17 protein-coding genes are annotated in these 22,441 nt (G+C 47.5%); 7 read left to right on the top strand and 10 right to left on the bottom strand.

Translation table 11 applies throughout. The features are described from left to right. Positions 1-26: 26 nt before the first annotated feature. The 9 genes from ACQ31U_RS03915 to ltnD form a co-directional block, all read right to left on the bottom strand. Positions 27-1,835: an alpha/beta hydrolase gene (locus ACQ31U_RS03915; protein ID WP_431053780.1), complete on the bottom strand. Its 1,809-nt coding sequence runs from the start codon at positions 1,833-1,835 to the stop codon at positions 27-29. Beyond that, a complete protein-coding gene (locus ACQ31U_RS03910) occupies positions 1,822-2,511 on the bottom strand; it encodes a cyclase family protein (RefSeq protein WP_431053779.1) in 690 nt (229 codons plus the stop codon). The genes ACQ31U_RS03915 and ACQ31U_RS03910 overlap by 14 nt, the downstream gene beginning before the upstream one ends. Before the next feature lie 16 nt (positions 2,512-2,527). Then, positions 2,528-3,889, bottom strand: a complete 1,362-nt coding sequence (locus tag ACQ31U_RS03905; protein WP_431053778.1) for an alpha/beta hydrolase-fold protein — start codon at positions 3,887-3,889, stop codon at positions 2,528-2,530. Between the two features lie 71 nt (positions 3,890-3,960). Next, entirely contained in the window at positions 3,961-5,433 is a 1,473-nt protein-coding gene (locus tag ACQ31U_RS03900) for a gluconate:H+ symporter (protein WP_431053777.1), read from the bottom strand. A gap of 11 nt (positions 5,434-5,444) precedes the next feature. After that, a complete protein-coding gene (gene denD / locus ACQ31U_RS03895) occupies positions 5,445-6,392 on the bottom strand; it encodes a D-erythronate dehydrogenase (protein WP_431053776.1) in 948 nt (315 codons plus the stop codon). A gap of 13 nt (positions 6,393-6,405) precedes the next feature. Continuing rightward, positions 6,406-7,182, bottom strand: coding sequence for an HPr family phosphocarrier protein (locus tag ACQ31U_RS03890; RefSeq protein ID WP_431053775.1), 777 nt, complete (start codon positions 7,180-7,182; stop codon positions 6,406-6,408). A gap of 1 nt (position 7,183) precedes the next feature. Continuing rightward, positions 7,184-7,828 carry an aldolase gene (locus ACQ31U_RS03885; protein WP_431053774.1) on the bottom strand — a complete coding sequence of 215 codons (645 nt, stop codon included), beginning with the start codon at positions 7,826-7,828 and terminating at the stop codon, positions 7,184-7,186. Beyond that, entirely contained in the window at positions 7,825-9,075 is a 1,251-nt protein-coding gene (gene otnK / locus ACQ31U_RS03880) for a 3-oxo-tetronate kinase (RefSeq protein ID WP_431054275.1), read from the bottom strand. The genes ACQ31U_RS03885 and otnK overlap by 4 nt, the downstream gene beginning before the upstream one ends. 2 nt (positions 9,076-9,077) lie before the next feature. After that, positions 9,078-9,977 (bottom strand): L-threonate dehydrogenase, encoded by a 900-nt coding sequence (gene ltnD / locus ACQ31U_RS03875; RefSeq protein ID WP_431053773.1) that lies wholly within the window; start codon positions 9,975-9,977, stop codon positions 9,078-9,080. 211 nt (positions 9,978-10,188) lie between these two features. On the opposite strand from ltnD, the gene ACQ31U_RS03870 reads away from it, so the two are divergent. Further along, a complete protein-coding gene (locus ACQ31U_RS03870; RefSeq protein WP_431053772.1) occupies positions 10,189-10,947 on the top strand; it encodes a DeoR family transcriptional regulator in 759 nt (252 codons plus the stop codon). Between the two features lie 58 nt (positions 10,948-11,005). Here ACQ31U_RS03870 and glpX read toward each other — a convergent pair whose 3' ends face one another. Next, a complete protein-coding gene (gene glpX / locus ACQ31U_RS03865) occupies positions 11,006-12,019 on the bottom strand; it encodes a class II fructose-bisphosphatase (protein ID WP_431053771.1) in 1,014 nt (337 codons plus the stop codon). A 228-nt stretch (positions 12,020-12,247) separates the two neighbouring features. On the opposite strand from glpX, the gene zapB reads away from it, so the two are divergent. The 6 genes from zapB (at position 12,248) to glgP (ending at position 22,407) form a co-directional block, all read left to right on the top strand. Then, positions 12,248-12,487: a cell division protein ZapB gene (gene zapB / locus ACQ31U_RS03860; RefSeq protein ID WP_431053770.1), complete on the top strand. Its 240-nt coding sequence runs from the start codon at positions 12,248-12,250 to the stop codon at positions 12,485-12,487. 330 nt (positions 12,488-12,817) lie between these two features. Next, on the top strand, positions 12,818-15,007 hold the full coding sequence (glgB, locus tag ACQ31U_RS03855) for a 1,4-alpha-glucan branching protein GlgB (protein ID WP_431053769.1): 2,190 nt from the start codon (positions 12,818-12,820) through the stop codon (positions 15,005-15,007). Between the two features lie 30 nt (positions 15,008-15,037). Further along, entirely contained in the window at positions 15,038-17,050 is a 2,013-nt protein-coding gene (gene glgX, locus ACQ31U_RS03850; protein WP_431053768.1) for a glycogen debranching protein GlgX, read from the top strand. A gap of 49 nt (positions 17,051-17,099) precedes the next feature. Beyond that, on the top strand, positions 17,100-18,392 hold the full coding sequence (gene glgC, locus ACQ31U_RS03845) for a glucose-1-phosphate adenylyltransferase (RefSeq protein WP_431053767.1): 1,293 nt from the start codon (positions 17,100-17,102) through the stop codon (positions 18,390-18,392). 110 nt (positions 18,393-18,502) lie between these two features. Next, on the top strand, positions 18,503-19,942 hold the full coding sequence (gene glgA / locus ACQ31U_RS03840) for a glycogen synthase GlgA (protein WP_431053766.1): 1,440 nt from the start codon (positions 18,503-18,505) through the stop codon (positions 19,940-19,942). A 29-nt stretch (positions 19,943-19,971) separates the two neighbouring features. Next, positions 19,972-22,407: a glycogen/starch/alpha-glucan family phosphorylase gene (glgP, locus tag ACQ31U_RS03835; protein ID WP_431053765.1), complete on the top strand. Its 2,436-nt coding sequence runs from the start codon at positions 19,972-19,974 to the stop codon at positions 22,405-22,407. Positions 22,408-22,441: the final 34 nt, after the last annotated feature.

The raw sequence follows: 22,441 nt of genomic DNA, 5'->3' as shown, positions 1-22,441 counted from the left end.
GTGATTCGGCATTTAGATCAAGTTGGTTAGGCTAAAAAACGTCCTATCACTTGTCCGCCGACTAAAATCCATGTCATTAATAATGAGCAGAAAAATGCGCCGAGATAAATATATCCGGTTTTTAAATAGCACCAGTTATTAATCAATAATAAGACGATAAATTGCGGAATAATCACGGCTAACATCATCATCCAACGTCCGCCGAATTGTGGTAGTCCGATTAAATCGAATCCCGGTCCTATTTGCATAAAATTAGGAATGAAATGGAATAACCAAAGCATGATTAATCCACTAACTGCGATAAATATGGATTTTAATGTCCATATTAATAACGTTGAAGTAAAGCTATTATACGTTTTTGATTTCATTTGAACGTTTAATATCAGTCCGTTATATACATAGAAAAATAATAGAATTGGCAGCCAATAAATTAAAAATAAATTAAACCGTTCCGGTGTGAGTGGTTTTAAAAACGGCCATAAAAAGCGTAATTCCACGCCCCAATACCAATAAACAAAAGAAGCCAACAGATATAACCAACCGATTAAGATGATACTCAGTGTAAAAAAGCGTGTGATAATAGTTTTGGTCGGAATACCGCGCTGACGGCTAAAAATGCCGAATTCGGCTTGAAGTGCGGTAGAAAAGTGCGGGTTGGATTTTCGCCAAAGCAGGAAAAACGCGATATTTAATACCGCACTTAGCGTAAGCCAAGTAATAATGCCATTGCCCATTTCTAGCGGCATGAACGGTAATATTGCAGCCAATGGTTCGTTTGCTCCGCCCCACTGTGTTAATAAGGGATAAAGAATAATGGTTAAGAGGATATTCAAGGCTGCAAATAGCCGCCATGTTTTAGGATTAACCGCTGTTTTGTCGCTGACGGCTTGTGTTATATGAGAAAAATAGGTTGTTTTTAATAATCCGCTGGCAAGAAATAAAGCGGAAATCAGCGCGGAAAAAAGTGCGGTTAAACCGGCAAACTCTTTATACCAATAGGTTTGTTTTTCACTGTCAAGCCAATGGGTTTTATCGCCATTTTGTAATGTAGCATTAAACCATTCGATTGCCTTGCGATTACTCTCTTCGGCAATCATCACGCCAAGATGCGTTCCCTTGACTAAATCCACTCTTCTGGCACTGCCATCTTGAAAATTGCCGTAAGTATGCGCCCATTTTAACGGTACGCCTTCCGGCTGTGAAAATACCGTTTGCCGATTTTTATTATTAATCAGCTCGCTGACAGGAAACTCTCTTTCGCGATAGCCGCCGATTTCTTCATAAAGCCCTTGTGTTAAAAGGTAATTATTAATGGTTGGATCACCGCCGTTGCTACTTAAGCCATTGACTGCTTTATGATCGGGATTCAGTTTTGCCACGCGGATAGCATTCAGCGCGCCAGTGGAGTGTCCAAAAATACCCAGTGCATTTTGATCCACAAATGGCAGTGATTTTAGATATTGATAGCCATTATTCGAACCACTCATTGTTTTGTTACTTGCCGGTAAAGTGGTTGAGAAACCGTGTCCGAACTGATCGATTGCCAAGATAACAAATCCGCGTTTGGCTAATTCCAATGCGCCAAATGTACTGGTCGCCTCTTTATCGCTTTGATAACCATGCAGGGCGAGCAATCCGGGCGCAGGGGTTTCTGCGGTGGCGGTGATCGGACGGTATAATTTTACCGCCATCGGTTGCATTTCTTCCGTCATAATGCTGAATGTCTGCACGTCAATACGTCCGAAATCCTTTTCGATCAATGACGCAAAATAGGCACTGCCAAAAGACAGTAATGCGAATAAGAGCGCAAAATAAAGGTTTTTAGTTTTCATCATCGCCTCCAATTTCGGCAAGAATAGTCACTTGCGCGCTGTCAATGCCTTTTACCAGCAGTGGCAAGGCAAAAATCCGCCGTAGATTTTGGGGGTTAAGTGCAGCTAATTTCATATCTTCGATAATACAAATAAAATGCGAACTGAACATGCCGAGCATAATTTGATGGGCTTTTACTCCATGCTCAGGATTTGATGGCGAAGCAAGGGAAATAAAATCAAAACCGATAGCTTTTAAATTCGGCGCATAGTCAATTAAATATTGCGCGCAATTAATACTCACGGCACAGCCTCTAGCCGCATAAATTTGTGGTGAAGAAGCGCGGATTTTTTCTAATCCGGTGCGAATAATTAAACAATCCGCTTGCTGAATTTGAGTTAAATAAGGTGTGAGATCTTCTGGCTCAATTAAATCGGCTTCTTTTTTAGGCAGATCGATTAACAGTGGTTTCTCATAAATAAATTGCTCCAATGGTAATTCAGAGATAGTTTTTCCATTTGGATTAAAATGATTGGGTGCATCAAAATGTGTACCAAAATGGTTAAATAAATGAATTTTGGAACTGTTGTAAACATCACCGTTATTGATATTCGTGCAGGTTTCAAGCGTCATCGTCGGTTCTCCGGGAAATCCCGGATCATGGATATCGAGTGGGTGAGATAATAATTGATATGGCATAAATCACTCCTTTAATTTAGTTCGGCATTTTTTGCCGTAAAAGCCAAAGGTTCGCTTCCGGGCTATTAAATACCGCGTCCCATGTGTTGTGGGGATTATTATTCAAAATGCCGTTATCGTAGGCCTTATTAAAACTGAATTCGGTATAACGGACGTGTGGGTTTTTAAGTTGTTGGTGAAGAATTTGATAGTTAATCCGAGAACCGGCAACCGGGGAAACTTTATCTTCTTTGCTGTGAAAAAACCAAATCGGGGTGTTGGCGAGTGAGGCTAGATTTTCTACGGTTGCGTTGCCGTCGATCCATTCGACGGAATAAGCTTCGCGTCCGCTCATCAGTAATGCGGCGGCAAAAAAGTGCGGTCTATCAAGCAGTAGGTAGAGTGCGCCCTCGGCACCGCGTGATAAGCCGACCAAATAAATCCGCGCAGGATTGATCTGCGGATTCTCTTGGAGTGTTTTATCGATCATCGCCAACAGTAATGCACGACGATTTTCCGTCTGCCAATGTACGCCGCCGCGTTGTCCTTTTTGTACGTCATCAAAGGGGTCGAAAACGCCGGCATATTGCGGCGCAAGGACAAAGCCGTCTTCATAGTTTAAGGTTGAAATCGCGCCTGCGCTGGAGAGGAGCTGTGCCGTATTATCCGTTCCTAGTTGCCCGGAGCCATGTAGAAAAATCGTCAAAGGATATTTTTTCTGATCGGATATTGGTTGGGGAGAATACAGTCGATAATGCAGATTATTTTTAGGGTCGTTTAAATAGACTTGATTGGCGGCGAATTGATCGATAAGCAGATTTTTAACGTTTTGTGGTGCGGCCGTTACCTTGACCGTTTCAGGCGCAAGGGTTTTGCCATTGGTTAATTTGAGCAAACCTTGCCGCTGAATCACATATTCCAACCGCTCTTGATAAAATTGCGGTATGCGGTTGCTTTGTACGATTTCACGCTGCGTAATTTCTTGCTGTTCATTTTTGGCACGGAATGACATCGGTTCGCTATTTTCGGTTTTTAGCGAATATAAATCGGCATTTTTATCCCATTTATTGAGTTCAAGAATCAGATATTTTCCGGCATTGGGTCTAAGTGCGGGTTCCGGTCTATCGTTACTATAAGCTCGGAGGATTTGCCGAGTCCCTTGAGTTTGATTATCCAACCGCACTTCGACTTGATAAAGATCTTGTAACTCATCGCCACTCAGCAAGTTATCCTCATACTCCAAGCTAATTGCGCTGATTTTTTGTCCTTTGGCGCTGACTTCGGTGATTAAGGTCGCCTGAACGGATTTGGTTTGTTGCGGTTGATCCGGCGTTGTATCTGCGCTGACATAGGGTGAAACGATGAGAGAGAATAAAGCAATAAAAAGAGATTTAAACATGGCAACCATCCTGATAAGAGAGATTAAAAACGCAAACGGGTAATCAAATGATTACCCGTTTAAAGTGTGGCTTAAAGTTTCCTGTTTTGTGTTTGGACGTAAACGAGAATCAGCGCTAGTACACCCAGCGGGAAGACTAAGTCGAAGATTGAACCGTCTTGTCCCCAAACCAAGTTGGATAAAATCACGGCTGTTCCGCCAATTGCCCAAGCGATAGTGGTCGGGATAGACCAGACAATCATTTGTTTTTTCACATCGTTGATACCCATCATCCGGTTTACTACCCAGAACAGACTGTCATTGAAATAACCGAAGAACAGCGAGCCCATGGTGGCGGCTTGAGCGGCAAGCAACATATTGACACCTGGAATTTCCATTAAGATCGGAGCGGAAATCGAAGCGGCGGTGATCATCGCAACCGTACCCGAACCTTGGATAAAGCGGACTAAAGTCGAAACGATAAACGGAATTAAAATTGGCGAGATCGGCAAATTAGCCACTTGTTCCGCTAATTGTTGACCCGCACCGCTGTCGCGTAATACCGCACCCAATGCACCGCCGGCACCGGTCACCAGTAAAATAATCCCTGCGGTTTTCACCCCTTCTTCTAAGTGAAGTGCGGTGGTATTTTTGTCGGCATTTGGCAATAATGCATAGATTGAGACCAAAACACTCAGGGCTAAGGCGATGATCGGGCTGCCGACAAAGGCGATCACTTGATAAAGGGTTGAATCTAAAATCCAAGCAAATTGCGCTTGTTTTGCCATTAAATCGACAATCGCTTTAATAAAGATCAAGACGATAGGTAACACGATCGGTAGCATGGAAATGCCTAAGCCCGGTAGGTTTTTCTTCTCTCTGCTTTCGATATAGCTGTCGTATTTTTCTTTTAATTCTTCATCGGTGAAAGCTTGTTGGTTAAAGTCCGGATATTTTTTATCCAACCATTTGGCATACAGGACGATACCGATAACAGCCGGAATAGCGAATACCATGCCGATTAACAGCATTGCGCCGATATCGACACCGAATAGTCCGGCGACACCTAACGGACCGGGGGTTGGCGGCACGGTATGGTGGGTGACCACTAGACCTCCAGCCAAGGCGACCCCTAAGGTCAAGAGCGAACGTTTACCATTTTTTGCCAACGCTTTGGCGACCGGGTATAAAATGACGAAAGCGGAATCAACGAAAATCGGAATGCTGACCACATAACCAGTGATGGCTAATGCCCACTCTTCTTTTTTCTTGCCTAAGAATTTAATAAAGCTGTATGCCATTTTTTCGGCGGCGCCGGATACTTCTAAAATACTGCCCATCATCACGCCGAGACCAATTACGATCCCGATACTGCCGAGCGTGCCCCCAAAACCTTTGGAAATCACCCCCAACGTTTCGGTGGCATTCAACCCGCCGACGATCCCGGCAATTGCGGAGGCAATCAGCATCGCGATAAAGGCATGGACGCGGGTTCTTAAGACTAAATAAACCAGTACGGCAACGGCAACAATAAGACCAATAATGGGAATCGGTAATCCAAACATAGGGTTATCTCCTATAAGTCATGCTGAATAAATTGATGGATAACATCGCTAAAGTTGTTATCGACATAAAAGCCTAATTTCGCCGCTTGGCTGCAATCAATGCGCGCCGGCCAACTGGCGACAATATCATTAATTTTTTTATCAAATTGGAATTCGATTTTTTCTAAAACGGCTTCTCCTTTAATCGCGGCAAGATCGCGTAACATGGACTCAACGCTGACGGTAAAGCCCGGTAGATTGATGACATGCCAGTCTCGTGAGGTCAATGGCGGTAACGTCAGGGCATGGATAAAATTGCGGATCACGGTATTCGGGCTTGAGATCCACAGCAGTAATTCTTTTGCCACCGGACAAACGGAATGTTCTCCGTTCAGTGGTTCGCGGATAATGCCACTGACAAATGACGAAGCGGCTTTATTTGGCTTGCCCGGACGAATACAGATTGTCGGCAAACGTACCGCAATGCCATCGACAAACCCCTTACGGCTGTAATCATTGATTAACAGTTCACACATCGATTTCTGTGTGCCGTAAGTGGATTGTGGCGTGACGGCGGTGCTGTTGCTGATCACGTCAGGCAAATCACCGCCGTAAACCGCTAAAGAGCTGGAGAATATAAAACGGATTTTCGAATTAACCCTGCGGCAGGCTTCCAACAGATTTTTAGTGGCGAGGAAATTGATTTCATAGCCTAAATCCGGATCTTCTTCGGCGTGGCTGCTGACAATCGCCGCCAAGTGGAATACCGCACTTGTGTCTTGGGTAATGATTTCATTTAAACCGTCAGGATGGCGCAAGTCCATTTTAATGCTGCGAACGCGGCTGTCATTATTCGGAATAACCGGTTCGTTCACATCAACTAAAATCAGTTCTTGAATTTGAATCGAATGTTGTTGCAACAACATGTTGGCAAGCCGTTGCCCTAAAAAGCCCTGACCGCCGGTAATTACAATTTTCATTTTTGAACCCCCATTATTTATACTGTTCGAACCAAGACAAACCCTCGGTGGTCACGCCACGCGGGTTATATTCACAACCGACCCAACCGTCGTAACCGATTTCGTCCAGTTTGGCGAAGAGGTGTCGGTAGTTGATTTCGCCTTCGTCAGGTTCGTGGCGATCCGGCACGGAGGCAATTTGCACGTGGGCGAATTTGCCGTTTAAGCGCTCGGTTAAACGGGTCAGGTTGCCGTCCACATTTTGTGCGTGGAAGTAATCCAACTGCACGAACACGTTGTCGCGATCAATCAGCTCGACCAGCTCCAACGTCTGGAATTGACTGGCGGTCAGATAGTTCGGTTTGACTTGCGGGCTGAGGGCTTCCAATAAAATTTTGATGCCGTGCGGTTTGAATTTATCGGCGGCATAGCGTACGTTGTCGATAAAGGTTTGTTTGTATTTGGCATAATTTTCGCCCGGCGGGACGACGCCGGACATAATATGCACATTCGGGCAGTCGAGTGCCAACGCATACTCCAATGCCAGATCAATATCGCGCCGGCTGTCGGCTTCGCGTCCCGGAATGGCGGAAACGCCCCACTCGCCGGCTTGCACATCACCGGCGGCAGTATTGAACAGCACTTGTTGCAAGCCGTTTTGTTGCAGTTTGGCTTTTAACGTTTCTTTCGGATATTCATAGGGAAACAGGTATTCGACATACTTGAAACCGGCTTGTGCCGCCGCCTCGAAACGATCAAGAAACGGCAGTTCGGTAAACATCATGGATAAATTTGCAGCAAACTTAGGCATCTTATTTTCCTCTGTTTTTCAAATCATTAACTTCGTCATCCGTCAGATAACGGACGTTTTGCCCTTTTAACAGGAACAGCAGTTTGGCGGTTTCTTCCAATTCTTCGCTGTTATCCACTGCGTCGAATAAATCTTCACCACAGACCACCACACCGTGGTTGGCAAGCAGGAACGCTTTGCCGTCCAGCGCTCTTGCGCTTAATTCGCGTGCGATTTCCGGCGAGCCGGGGCGGTAGTAAGGAATCACCGCCAGTTTGCCGACCCGCATTACATAGTAGGGGGTGAAGGCTTTGATGGCGTTGTCGCTGTCTAAACCGTCCAAGCAGGAAAGTGCGGTCAGGTAAGTGGAATGCAGATGGACAATGGCGTTGCATTCGGGGTTGCGTTGGTACATCGCCAAGTGAAACACCGATTCTTTCGAGGGTTTTTTGCCTTCCAGTAAGTTGCCGTCGCTATCCAGCACGGATAAATCTTCCGCCTTTAAACGCCCTAACGACGAGCCGGTCGGGGTCACTAAAAAACGGTTACCACTCAGGCGCACGGAAATATTGCCGGCACCGCCGACGCTATAACCGCGTTCATATAATGAACGAGCCAGTTGCACCAACTCCTGTTTTAGCTGTTGTTCAGATGAAAGTGCGGTCATACAAACATCTCCTGCGCATAGGCAAAAAAGTTTTCACTGCCGAAGTTGCCGGATTTCAGCGCCAGGAAAATCTCTTCATCCAGCGCTTTGAGCCAAGGCACGCCCGGCGCGATTTGTTTGCCGATATGGAAACCGTCAAAGCCGAGTTGTTGCACCACAATGCTCGAGGTTTCACCGCCGGCGGTAATGAAGTTTTTAACCCCGTGTTGTTTTAATTTGCGAGCCAACTGGGCGAAAGTTTGCTCAATCGCATGGCTGGCGTTGTCTGCGCCGAATTGTTGCTGAATCGCTTTTAATTCTTGCGGCGGCACAGTCGCATACACCATCGGTGCATGGGCGTCGTCCAAATGCGCAAGCACCCATTGGCATAATTCCTCGGCATAGTTCGGATTATTCAAACTCTGTTCCACCTCAAGCAAACGGTGGGCGGCCTGTGATTGGTAAGCGGCAACCTGTTTATTGGTCATGACGGAGCAAGAGCCGGACAGAATCACACTTTTGGCTTTGCTTGGCAAAAGTGCGGTTTTTGCCGCTTGTGTCGCCTTTGTTTTGCTTTTATGCGCCGCCATATATGCCGCCAAGCCCGATCCGCCGGTCACCAGTTTGAAATCGTCAACCGCCTCCGCCAACACCGCCAGCTGCGAATTGTCAGTTGCATCGACCACGGCGTAGCGGCAGCCTTGCTGTTTGAGTTGTTCGAAACAATGTCTGACCTTTTCTGCGCCTTGAATCACCTCGGCATAGCTGACCAAGCCAGTTTTGCCGCTGGCTTGTCCGTCCATCAAACGCACTAAATTGGCGTCGGTCATCGGGGTGATCGGGTGGTTTTGCATGCCGGATTCATTTAACAAGGTTTGTCCGACAAACAGATAGCCGTTAAAAATGGTTCTGTCGTTAATCGGCAACGCCGGGCTGATCACGGTGAAATCGGTATCAAGTGCGGTTAATAGCGCATCGGTGACCGGACCGATATTGCCTTTGGCGGTGCTGTCAAAGGTGGAGCAATATTTAAAATAGAACTGGGTCGCCCCGTTGTTTTGTAGCCAGTTCAGGGCTTGTAACGATTGTTGTACCGCCTCGATCGCCGGATTGGAACGGGATTTGAGGCTAATGACCACGGCGTCAACCGCACTTTGCAATGCTCGTTGCGGCACGCCGTTCATTTGCACCGTACGCAGCCCGTTTTCGACTAAGAAACTGGCAATATCGCTTGCGCCGGTAAAATCATCTGCAATCACACCTAACATCATTATTTCTCCTCTTGTTGCGGCAAGGTGATACCGTCGAAAATTTTGATCACGGCGCTGTCGTCCTCTTTGCCGTAACCGGCGTTGCTGGCGGAGGTGAACATATTAAATGCGGTGCTGGCAAGCGGCAGCGGGAAGCGCAGCGATTTGGCGGTGTCGGTGACCAGCCCTAAATCTTTGACGAAGATATCGACCATCGAGAGCGGGCTATAATCGCCGTCCACCACGTGTTTCATACGGTTTTCGAACATCCAAGAATTACCGGCGGCGTTGGTGACCACGTCATACATTAAGTCCAACGGAATGCCGGCGCGAGCCGCCAGTGCCATGGCCTCCGCACCGGCGGCAATATGCACGCCGGCTAACAGTTGGTGAATAATTTTCACCGTCGCACCCAAGCCGATTTCTTCGCCGATGTTATACACTTTGCCCGCGACCGCACTTAGCACCGGTTGCAACTTCTCAAAAGCGGCAACTGAGCCGGAAGCCATCACGGTCATCTCGCCTTGCGCCGCTTTTGCCGCGCCACCGGAGACCGGAGCGTCCAACATCACCAGATTTAATTCTGTTAATTTTTGTGAGATCTGTTTGGCGTCTTGTGCAGATATGGTAGAAGACACCATCACCGCCGTACCGGGTTTAAGTTTGGCGGCAAGCCCGTTTTCGCCGAATAAGACAGCTTTGACTTGGGCGGCATTGACCACCAGCAGCAATACTGCGTCCAGTTTGTGAGCAAATTGATCGGCATTAGCCGCCGTCTCTTTTGCCCCTGCTTGTTTTAGTTTTTCCAATAAAACAGGGTTTAAATCAATGCCATAAGTATCTAAACCGGCTTTGACGCAAGAAAGGGCTGCGCCCATGCCCATTGCGCCGAGACCGACGACTGCAACTGAATAGCTCATAAAAAATCTCCGTTCAATTTAACGTTAATAGTCATTTGGTTAGCGTATAATGCCTGAATTAGGAAAGGAAAACTGCGATGGGGATCACAAATATTCACAATTAATGTTATTTATTGTGAATATTTGGGTTTTTTAAATCAATATTTGGATTTGTTACCTATAAAGTGTTATTATTTCACGAAAATTCACAATAAATTGAAAGGATTCATACATGATTCCGGCAGAAAGACAAAAGCGAATTTTGACCTTGCTGACTGAACACGATTTAATCAGCATTGCCGAACTGGTCGAGATTATGCAGGTGTCGCATATGACCGTGCGGCGGGATATTCAAAAATTGGAAGAGCAAGGCAAAGTGGTGTCGGTGTCGGGCGGGGTGCAGTTGTTGCAACGTTTGTTTATCGAGCCGACCCACGATGATAAATCCCTCTTGTTTCAAGCGCAAAAACAGGCAATCGGTACGCAGGCACTGCAATTTTTGGGCGGCAGCAAAACCATCTATCTCGATGCCGGCACAACCACCCTGGAGATTGCCTATCAACTTGCGCAACGCGAGGATTTGTTGGTGATCACCAATGATTTTGTGATCGCCCACTTTCTGATTAAAGAGGGCAAATGCGATTTGATCCACACCGGCGGTTATGTGTGCAAAGAAAACTATTCTTCCGTCGGCGAGCTGTCGGCACAGTTTTTGCGTAATATTTCGATTGATGTGGCGTTTATTTCGACTTCATCTTGGAATTTGAAAGGCTTAACCACGCCTGATGAGAAAAAACTGGCGGTGAAACGGGCGATTGTCGAGTCGAGTAAGAAAAATATTTTGGTCACCGACGCCTCAAAATACGGCAAAGTGGCGACCTTTTGGATTTATGGTTTAGATGTGTTCGATACCATTATCACTGACCGCACTTTACTCGAAAGCGTGCAAAAAAATATTCAGAATTTGAATATCGAGCTGGTGTTGGCATAGAAAATCGCTATCGGTTTTGTTGCCGATAGCGATGGCTAAAACCGCACTTTGAGGCAATTTAGCTGCCAATCAAACGATACAGATCGGTATCTTTACGATCCAAATAGTGGAGCGATTGGATACGGCGGATAGTGCGCGAGCGTCCGCGGATCAGCAGGGTTTCGGTGGTGGCGATATTGCCTTTGCGGTGAATGCCTTTCAACAAATCGCCGTTGGTGATACCGGTGGCGGAGAAAATCAGATTGTCGTCGCGCACGATCTCTTCCAGTTGCAATACTTTATTCACTTCCACGCCCATCGCTTCACAGCGCGCGATTTCTTGTGCGGCAAGCGCACGGTTTTCTTCGCTGTCGCCTTTCACTTGGTTGCGCGGCAGCAACCGCACTTGCATGTCACCGCCCAAGGCGCGGATTGCCGCACCGGCAACCACCCCTTCCGGCGCCCCGCCGATGGCGTACAGCATATCGACGTTGTTATCCGGCAGGCAACATAAAATCGACGCGGCGACATCACCATCCGGAATCGCCAACACTTTCACGCCCATTTGCTGCATTTTGGCAATGGTTTCTCGGTGGCGCGGTTTGTCGAGGGTGATCACGGTCAGTTGTGACAGCAGTTTCCCCAGTTTGGAGGCGACGCGGCGCAGGTTTTGCTCCAGCGGCAGATTGAGGTCGATCATGCCTTTCACTTCCGGCCCGACCACCAGTTTTTCCATATACATATCAGGTGCTTGCAAGAAAGTGTTTTCGCCGCCGGCGGCAAGCACGGACAGCGCATTGGCTTGCCCCATTGCGGTCATGCGTGTGCCCTCGATCGGATCGACGGCAATCGAAATGGCGTCGCCGCTGCCGTTACCGACTTTTTCACCGATATACAACATCGGGGCTTCGTCGATTTCGCCTTCGCCGATCACAATTTCACCATTGATATCAATTTGGTTGAGCATAATGCGCATGGCTTTTACCGCGGCTTCGTCGGCGGCGTCTTTATTGCCGCGCCCTAACCAAGCAAATCCGGCAAGGGCGGCGGCTTCGGTAACGCGGGAGAATTCGATTGCAAGGGATCTTTTCATTTTGTGTGACCTATATTCATTCGTTGAGGGTGAAAGTTGAAATGTAGCCGATGGATTGGTGATCCACACAAAACGGTATTTTAGCATAAATTCCGTTGGCTTGCGGGAATTGATTGGGCGAATTCGTAAAAAATGCCCTGCTTGTCAATTTCTATGTGAAATCTGTAGCCAACTAGGCTAGAATAGCTAAAATTTCATTTGGCAATTATTACTTATTAAGGATTTACTATGTCTTTCGAACTTCTAGAACAACTCGATGAAAAAATTAAACAAGCTGTGGAAACCATTCAATTACAACAATTGGAAATTGAAGAATTGAAAGGCAAGCAGGATAATACGCAAAATGAATTGAATCATTTGCGTGCTGAGCGTGATTCGGTTGCCGGTGAAAACGAGCACTTGAAAAACGAATTAAATAATTGGAAAGAAAGAATCAGTTCGTTGTTAGGCAAAATTGATAACATCTGATTCAGCCGACCGCACTTATTGTTTCAAAGCCGAGATCCTGTTCTCGGCTTTTCTATTTTCACTCCTTTTTTGATAGAAATCACACTCCATATTGAGCATTTATTTAATTTGATAAAATAATGTGATCTAGCCCCTGATTTTTGATTTTTCCGGTTGTATCTTGTTTACGCTTGTGCCAAGCTTAATATCCAAGCACATTAACATGTTAAAAATATAAAAAAGATAAGATTACGTTATATTTTTTACTTAAATGTTAAGTTCATTTGCAGTTTTTTTCTCGACATCAAATAAAGATTTTGATGTCTGATATGATCGAAATGGAGATAAGACATGAGTGTTTTGCTAGATACGGTGACTATAGAAGCGTTGTTGGGCGGCAGACATGCGGATCCTTTTTCCGTATTGGGAATGCACGAAACGGATAACGGGATTGAAGTGCGGGTATTGATGCCGGACGCCTCCAGCATTTCGATCATCGACAAAGAAAGTCAGCAAGAGATCGTCGAAATGGAGCGTTTGCACGACGACGGTTTTTTTGCGGCGGTGATTCCGAAGCGGCATGACTTTTTCACTTATCAATTAAATGTCTTCTGGGGCAATGAAAACCAAATTTTAGAAGATCCTTACCGTTTCCGCCCGATTTTATCCGATTTGGATAATTGGTTGCTTGCCGAAGGAACCCATTACCGTCCGTATGAAAAACTGGGCGCGCATTTCACCGAAATCGAAGGCGTTGCCGGGGTGAATTTCATTCTGTGGGCGCCGAATGCCAAGCGGGTTTCCGTAGTCGGCGATTTCAACTTCTGGGACGGACGCCGTCATCCAATGCGTTTCCACCCTGAAAACGGCTTGTGGGAAATTTTTATCCCGCAAGTGGCGCTCGGCAGCCTGTATAAATATGAATTGTTAGATGCGAACGAAACCCTGCGCTTAAAAGCCGATCCTTACGCTTTCGCCTCCCAACTGCGCCCGGACACCGCTTCACAAGTCAGTGCCTTGCCGGATATTGTGCCGATGACCGAGGCACGCAAAAAAGCCAATGCCTTTGACGCGCCGATTTCGATTTATGAGGTACATCTCGGTTCATGGCGGCGCAATTTGGAAAATAATTTCTGGCTGAATTATGATGAAATCGCCGATCAATTGATCCCGTATGTGAAAGAAATGGGCTTCACGCATATTGAATTAATGCCGATTAACGAATTCCCGTTTGACGGTTCGTGGGGCTATCAGCCACTCGGCTTGTATTCCCCGACCAGCCGTTTCGGCAATCCGCAGCAGTTGCGTTCGTTTATCCAAAAAGCACATGATGCGGGCATTAATGTGATTCTGGATTGGGTGCCGGGGCATTTTCCAAGCGATACCCACGGCTTGGCGTATTTTGACGGCACCGCACTTTACGAACACGCCGATCCGAAAGAGGGCTACCACCAAGATTGGAACACGCTGATTTATAACTACGGGCGCAATGAAGTGAAAAACTTCCTCTCCGGCAACGGGCTGTATTGGCTGGAACGTTTCGGTGTCGACGCATTACGGGTTGATGCGGTGGCGTCGATGATTTACCGTGATTACAGCCGTAAAGAGGGCGAGTGGATTCCGAATCAATACGGCGGGCGGGAGAATCTGGAAGCGATTGAATTTTTAAAACACACCAACTACGTGATCGGCAATGAGATTGACGGCTGTATAGCGATCGCGGAAGAATCGACCGCATTCCCGGGCATTACCAATCCGCCGGAAATGGGCGGTTTAGGTTTCCACTATAAATGGAATATGGGCTGGATGAACGATACGTTATCCTATATGAAGCTCGATCCGGTCTATCGTCAGCACCACCATAACCAATTGACTTTCGGTATGTTGTACAACTACACCGAAAATTTTATTTTACCGTTGTCGCACGATGAAGTGGTGCACGGCAAAGGTTCGCTGTTAGATAAAATGCCGGGCGACACATGGCAGAAATTTGCCAATCTGCGCGCTTATTACGGCTATATGTGGGGACATCCGGGCAAAAAATTACTGTTTATGGGCTCCGAATTTGCGCAAGGACGCGAATGGGATTACCAAGAAAGTCTCGATTGGTTCTTGTTGGATGACCAAAACGGCGGCGGTTGGCACAGTGGCGTACAAAAACTGGTGAAAGACCTGAACCATTTCTATCAACAAACCCCGGCAATGCACCAGTTGGATTTCGATCCGCAGGGCTTTGAATGGTTGGTGGTCGATGATTGCCAAAACTCGGTATTCGCCTTTGCCCGGCGTGATCGCGACGGCAATGAAGTGATTGTGGTCAGCAACTTCACCCCGGTGCCGCGTGAACATTACCGTATCGGCGTCAGCCAAGCGGGCGTCTATCATGAAGTGCTGAACACCGACTCCGATTTCTATCACGGTTCGAATGTCGGCAACGGCGGGGCGTTACACAGCGAAGCGATTGCTGCGCATAATAAAGCGCAATCGATTTCCCTGACAGTGCCGCCATTGGCAACGATTTACTTACAGCGTCAGCGCTAGGATGGACGGTAGTAACGGGGTGTTGACGGCATGATTGGCAGAGTGAAAAAAGGCATGGCGCAGCCAATGGGGGCGTCGTTACAGATGATCGACGGCGTAAACGGCGTGAATTTTGCGCTGTTTTCCGAACATGCCGATTTGGTTGAATTGTGCCTGTTTTCGTATAAAGGTAAAGAACACCGTTTCAAAATGCAGCAAGACGCCGACCATATTTGGAGTTTATGGTTGGCGGGCATTGATGTCGGGATCAAGTATGGCTTCCGTGTCTATGGCGAGAGTCAACCGCACTTGGGACGATATTTTAATCCGCAAAAACTCTTATTGGATCCTTATGCGAAGGCGGTGGATCGCAAACCGCACTTTGCCACGGAAGAACAAGCTCAATTATTTGATTTGACAAATGATTTGGATAATGCCGAGGTGGCGCCGAAGGCGATTGTGCTTGATTCCGCGTTTGATTGGCAAGAAGACCGCTCACCGAATTACACCTGGGCGGAAACGATTATTTACGAACTGCACGTGAAAGGCTTCAGCCAACTTAACCCTGCGGTTCCATCGGCATTACGCGGCAGTTATGCCGGTTTGGCACATCCGGCATCTTTGGATTATCTGAAAAAATTAGGCGTGACCACGCTTGAATTAATGCCGGTGGCGTTTCACGCCGATGAGCGGCATTTGCAGCAACGCGGTTTATCCAATTATTGGGGCTATAACGTGTTGGCGCCTTTTGCCGTTGACGACGGTTATTGGTCGGGACGCAACGGCACAACCCCGGCGAGTGAATTCAAGCAGATGGTCAAGAGTTTGCACCAAGCGGGGTTTGAGGTCATTCTGGACGTGGTATTTAACCACACCGCCGATTCGGATTTGGCGCAACCGACCCTTAGCCAGCGCGGCTTGGATAATGCCAACTATTATTGGCTGACCGAAAACGGCGATTACCATAATTGGAGCGGCTGCGGCAACGTCTTGAACCTGACGAATGCCAACACTTTGCAATGGGTGCATGACTGCTTGCGTTATTGGGTGCAGGAATGTCATGTGGACGGTTTCCGTTTTGATTTGGCAACCATTATCGGACGTGAGCCGGAATTCAACCGGCAGGCGCAAATTTTCCAACGCATTGCCAATGATCCGGTTTTAAAAGATAAAAAATATATCGCCGAACCGTGGGATATCGGGTGGGGCGGTTACCAACTGGGCAACTTCCCGGATTATTTTGCCGAATGGAATGACCGTTTCCGTGATGATATGCGCCGTTTTTGGCTGCGCAATGAGGGCAACACGGGCGGGTTTGCCCAGCGGTTTTGCGCCTCTTCGGATATTTTTCAACATGATCACAAACTGCCAAGCGCTTCGATTAATTATATTTGTTCCCATGACGGTTTCACCCTCAACGATTTAGTCAGCTATCAGCATAAACACAACCGGGCAAACGGCGAAGAAAACCGCGACGGACACGGGGAAAATTTCAGCCATAATTTTGGCGTTGAAGGCGAAACGGATCAGCCGGCGGTGCTGCAACAGCGCCAAGCGGCGGTGCGAGCGCTACTGGCGAGCGCACTTTTGGCTAACGGCACGCCGATGTTAATGGCAGGCGACGAAACCGGGCATTCGCAGCAGGGCAATAACAATGCTTATTGCCAAGATAACGAGATCACGTGGATTGATTGGAGCAAACAAGACCGGGATTTGTTGGCTTACACCCAAGCCTTAATTGCATTCAGAAAGCAGATAACCGCACTTTCACGACACGACACTTGGTGGAATGACGATCAAGTGCGGTGGTGGAATTGCCACGGCGAACCAATGAGCGTCGCCGATTGGCAAGATCCGCACAGTATCGGTTTTCAAATCGAATTGGAACAGCGTTGGCTACTGATGGTGAATCGTGGCGTAATGCAATCTTTCCATCTGCCGCCCTGTTCTGCAGGCGAGGGCGAATGGGAACATAAACTCACCTCAGCTTGCCGTCGGGGTGGAAATGACAGGGAGGTCATAATGGCTCAGCCGGGAATTTATATTTTCTCTCGCAGAGGATAGTTTCTCTATCGAGTAGATTTCAGTTTATTTTCATATTTAGGAGAACATTATGGACGATATTTTAAAGAACTCACCTAGCATGATTCGGATTACCGATGATACCCTTGTGCTGATTTTGGCCGGCGGACGAGGTTCTCGCTTACACGAACTGACGGATAAACGCGCTAAACCGGCGGTGTATTTTGGTGGTTCTTGCCGAATTATCGACTTCGCCCTGTCTAACTGTATCAATTCCCATTTGAATCGTATCGGGGTGGTCACCCAATATATGGCGCATTCCCTGTTGCGTCACTTACAGCACAGTTGGTCTTTCCTGCCGCGTGAGCGCAATGAGTTTGTCGATATGTTGCCGGCACGGCAACAGCTGGATGACAGCACTTGGTATCGCGGCACTGCCGACGCGGTGTATCAAAACGGCGCGATTATGCGTGATCACTACAAACCGAAATACGTTCTCATCCTTGCCGGGGATCACATTTATAAAATGAACTATGCGCAAATGCTGTTGGATCACGTTTCCAGCGGGGCGAAGTGTACTGTCGGTTGTATCGAAGTGGAAAAAGAGAAAGCCCATGAATTCGGCGTAATGGGGGTGAATGAAAATCTGCAAGTTACCGATTTCATTGAAAAACCGAAAAATCCGCCGACCATGCAGGGCAAACCGGACACCTCGTTGGCATCAATGGGAATTTATGTGTTTGATGCCGATTATTTGTATGACATTTTGGATCGCGAATTTGCGAAGCCGGAATCCAGTCATGACTTTGGTAAAGACATCATTCCGCAAGCTTTGAAAGAAGGTGTGTTGTATGCGCATCCGTTCAGCCGCTCTTGCATGGGGCGCAATCCGCAAGGCGAAATCTACTGGCGTGATGTCGGTACGCTCGATGCGTTGTGGGAAGCCAATATCGACTTGGTCACCGAACATCCGCAACTGGATCTGTTCGATCAACGCTGGCCGATCCGCTCCACGCCGAAACAAACGTTCCCGTCAAAATTCTTCTATAAAAACTTACGCAAATCGCGTGCGTTGGATAATTCTTTGGTCGGCGGCGGCTGTTTGGTAAATGACGCGGTGATCAGCAATTCGGTGTTGTTTGACAACGTCAGCGTGCGTGAAGGCGCAAACGTGGAATATTCGGTGATCTTACCTGAGGTGACGATTGGCAAAAATGTAACGATTAAAAATGCGATTATTGACCGCCACAGTGTGATTCCGGACGGTATGGAAATCGGGGTGGATATGGCGCTTGACGCCAAGCGCTTCCGTGTCAGCAGTACCGGTAAAGTGGTGTTGGTGACATCGAAGATGTTGAATAAATTGAAAAAAGAAGAAGAGTAACCGTTTTTTCTTCTCTCTATGACGAAGGAAACATAAATTGAAATCATCTCCGCTCAGCGCAGAGATGATTTTCTATTGTTAGCAGAAGATAAAATACAGGATAGCAGCCCATGAAAATTTTACACGTTTGTTCCGAGCTTTACCCGTTATTGAAAACCGGCGGTTTAGCCGATGTAACCGGCGCCTTACCCTTTGCGCAACAGCAAAACGGCGATGACGTACGCGTTTTGATGCCGGCATATCCGGCGGTGGTTGCCGGTTTACCGCAAAGCGGTGTCGTCGGCACCTTTGATACTTTTGCCGGTGAAGTGACCTTGCGTTACACCGATTACAACGGTTTGGGCATTTATTTGATCGACGCACCGCACTTGTATCAGCGCGAAGGCAATCCGTATCATGATCCGCACTACAATGATTACGGCGACAATTATCTGCGTTTTGCCTTGCTGGGTTGGTTCGGCGCGGAATTGGGCGACAAGCTGGATAGCTGGTGGAAAGCCGATGTGGTGCACGCCCATGACTGGCACGCCGGGATGGCGTGCGCCTATTTGTATGCCAAAGGCAGACCGGCAAAATCGGTGTTCACCATTCATAATTTAGCCTATCAGGGGCAATTTCATTATCGGCATCTGGCTGAAATCGGCTTGCCGCCGGAGATGTTTAATGTTAACGGGGTCGAATTAAACGGGCAAATTTCTTATTTGAAAGCCGGTTTGTATTACGCCGATCACGTTACCGCCGTCAGCCCGACCTATGCCCAAGAAATCACAACCGCGGAATATGCCTATGGATTGGAAGGTTTGCTCAACACCTTGCAACAGCAAGGCAAGTTGAGCGGGGTGTTGAATGGCGTGGATTATACCATTTGGAATCCGGAATCGGATTCGCACCTGCCCGCCAACTACAAACTGAAAAGCATGGCCGGCAAAACCCGTTGCAAAACCGAGTTGCAAAAGGTATTTCGGTTGCCGGAAGACAAAAATGCCTTACTCTTTGTGATGGTGACCCGCCTGACGGCGCAAAAAGGCGTGGATTTGTTATTACAGGCGCTACCGCAAGTGCTAACCGAAGGCGTGCAGTTTATTTTGTTGGGTTCCGGCGACAGTCAATATGAACAGGCGTTTTCACAACTGGAATTGCAATACCCGCAACAGGTTAGCATCGAAATCGGTTATAACGAAAAATTATCCCATTTGGTGATTGCCGGCGGCGATGTCATTCTCGTGCCGAGCCGCTTTGAACCTTGTGGCTTAACGCAGCTATATGGGTTAAAATACGGCACGCTGCCATTAGTGCGAGCGACCGGGGGGCTGGCGGATACCGTGGTGGACAGCGATAAAGAAACAATCAAAGTGCGGTCGGCAACCGGATTTGTATTTGGCGAAGCGTCAGTGGACGGTTTAGTGGACGCATTTGAACGGGCAAAAGTGCTATGGAAAGCCAAACCGCAGTGGTACAAAGTGCGGATTAACAGTATGGAAGCTGATTTTAGTTGGCGATTGGCAGCGGAACAATATTCTGCCATCTATCACCGTCTTTTTAATGTATAAATAGTTATCGGGTAAAAGCAGGAAACCTTATGAATCATATTGTTACACCAAACGGCACACTGCCGAGTGTGGAAAGTTTTAAAGAAACAATTGTGCAAAAACTTATTTACGCAATTGGGCGCGACCCGGGCGTCGCCAGTCAGCGCGACTGGTTAAACGCAACCTTGTATGCGGTGCGCAATTTGGTGGCAGAGAATTGGCTGAAAACCCAGCGAGCCACCCAATCGCAAGATGCCCGGCGGGTATATTATCTGTCAATGGAATTTTTGATGGGGCGTACCTTGTCCAATGCCATGATGTCGGAAGGCGTTTATGATATCGTGCGCGAAGCCTTAGAACAGCTGGGCTTGGATTTGGAAGAGATTATCGAAAAAGAAGTGGATCCGGGCTTAGGCAACGGCGGTTTAGGGCGCCTGGCAGCCTGCTTTTTAGATTCTATCGCAACCTTAAATTATCCGGGAATGGGCTACGGTATCCGTTATGAATACGGGATGTTCCGCCAAAAAATCGTGGACGGACAACAAATCGAACGCCCCGACGCCTGGTTGGAAAAAGGCGTGCCGTGGGAGTTTATCCGCCCGACCAAACGTTATAAAGTCGAATTCGGCGGGCGTATCTATCAGGAAAACGGCAAATGGCGTTGGGTGGATACCTCGCAAATTATTGCGCTAGGTTACGATCAAATTATCCCCGGTTATGAAACCGATATGGCGAACAGTTTGCGTTTATGGGCGGCTAATGCCGGCGATGTGTTCGATTTAACCAAATTTAATCAAGGCGATTATTTTGCGGCAATGGAGCGGCAAAACCGCTCGGAAAACGTATCACGCGTATTGTATCCGGATGATTCCACCTATTGCGGACGCGAACTGCGTTTACGTCAGGAATATTTTTTGGTTTCCGCCTCCTTGCAAGATATTATCAGACGCCATCAATGGCAGCATAAAACACTGGAAACCTTAGCCGACAAAGTGGCGATTCACCTTAACGATACCCACCCGGTATTGGCAATTCCCGAATTAATGCGCATTTTGATCGATAAAGAAGGATTCAGTTGGCAAAAAGCGTGGGATATTACCTGCAAAGTGTTCTCTTATACCAACCACACCTTGATGAGTGAAGCGCTGGAAACCTGGCCGGTGGATATGATGGGCGCGATTCTGCCGCGTCATTTGCAGATTATTCTGGAGATTAACGAGTATTTCCTGAATAGTATCAAAGCGTACACCGAAAAAGATCCGGATTTAATCCGCCGCGTCTCTTTGATTGACGAAAACGACGGGCGCAAAGTCCGCATGGCGTGGCTTGCCGTGGTGGCTTCGCATAAAATCAACGGGGTGGCGAAACTGCATTCCGACTTAATGGTCAAATCCATTTTTGCCGATTTCGCCAAAATCTATCCTGAACGTTTCTGCAATATGACCAACGGTATTACGCCTCGCCGCTGGATTGGCGTGGCTAACCCGGGCTTGTCATCGGTATTCGACAAATATATCGGCAAAGGTTGGCGTAAAGATCTCAGCGAACTGGAACAGCTGAAACAGTATTCGGATTTCCCGAAATTTATGGACGAAGTGCGGTCGGTGAAAAAAGCCAACAAAGTCAAATTGGCAAACTACATCGCACACAATCTGAATATCGTGGTTAATCCCGACGCGCTGTTCGACGTGCAAATCAAACGGATTCACGAATATAAACGCCAGCACTTAAACCTGTTGCACATCATCGCACGTTACAACGAGATTCTGCGTAATCCGGAAAAAGACTGGACGCCGCGGGTGTTCATCATCGCCGGTAAAGCGGCTTCGGCGTACTATGCGGCAAAACAGATTATCCGTTTAATCAACGATGTTGCCAACGTGATCAACAACGATATGCGCGTGCATGATAAGTTGAAACTGGTGTTTATCCCGAACTACAGCGTCAGCCTTGCGCAGTTGATTATTCCGGCCGCCGATGTGTCCGAACAAATTTCATTGGCGGGTACGGAAGCCTCCGGCACCAGTAATATGAAATTCGCCCTCAACGGCGCTTTAACCATTGGGACGCTCGACGGCGCAAACGTGGAAATTTTGCAAAATGTGGGCGCAGACAACATCTTTATCTTCGGCAACACGGTAGAGCAAGTGGAAGCGTTACGCCATCAAGGCTACCATCCGTCGACTTATTACGAAAACGATCCGCAACTGAGAGAAGCAATGCAACAGGTCACCAGCGGCGCATTCAGCCCGAACGAACCGAGCCGTTATCAATCGTTCTCGCCGTTCAGCGACTACTACCAAGCCTTTGCCGATTTCCGTAGCTATGTGGATACGCAACAACAGATCGATGAGGTTTATAAAGACCAAAACCTTTGGGTTGCCAAAGCGATTCAAAATATCGTCAATATGAGCTACTTCTCATCAGACCGCACCATCAAAGAATATGCGGATCAAATCTGGCACTTGCAACCGGTGAAGCTGTAAAGTGCGGTTTCCCGTTGAAATAACCCTGAGCCTG

The organism is Testudinibacter sp. TW-1 (assembly GCF_050613185.1).
Taxonomy (GTDB): Bacteria; Pseudomonadota; Gammaproteobacteria; order Enterobacterales; family Pasteurellaceae; genus Chelonobacter.
This window is presented reverse-complemented; position numbering and strand designations above follow the sequence as displayed.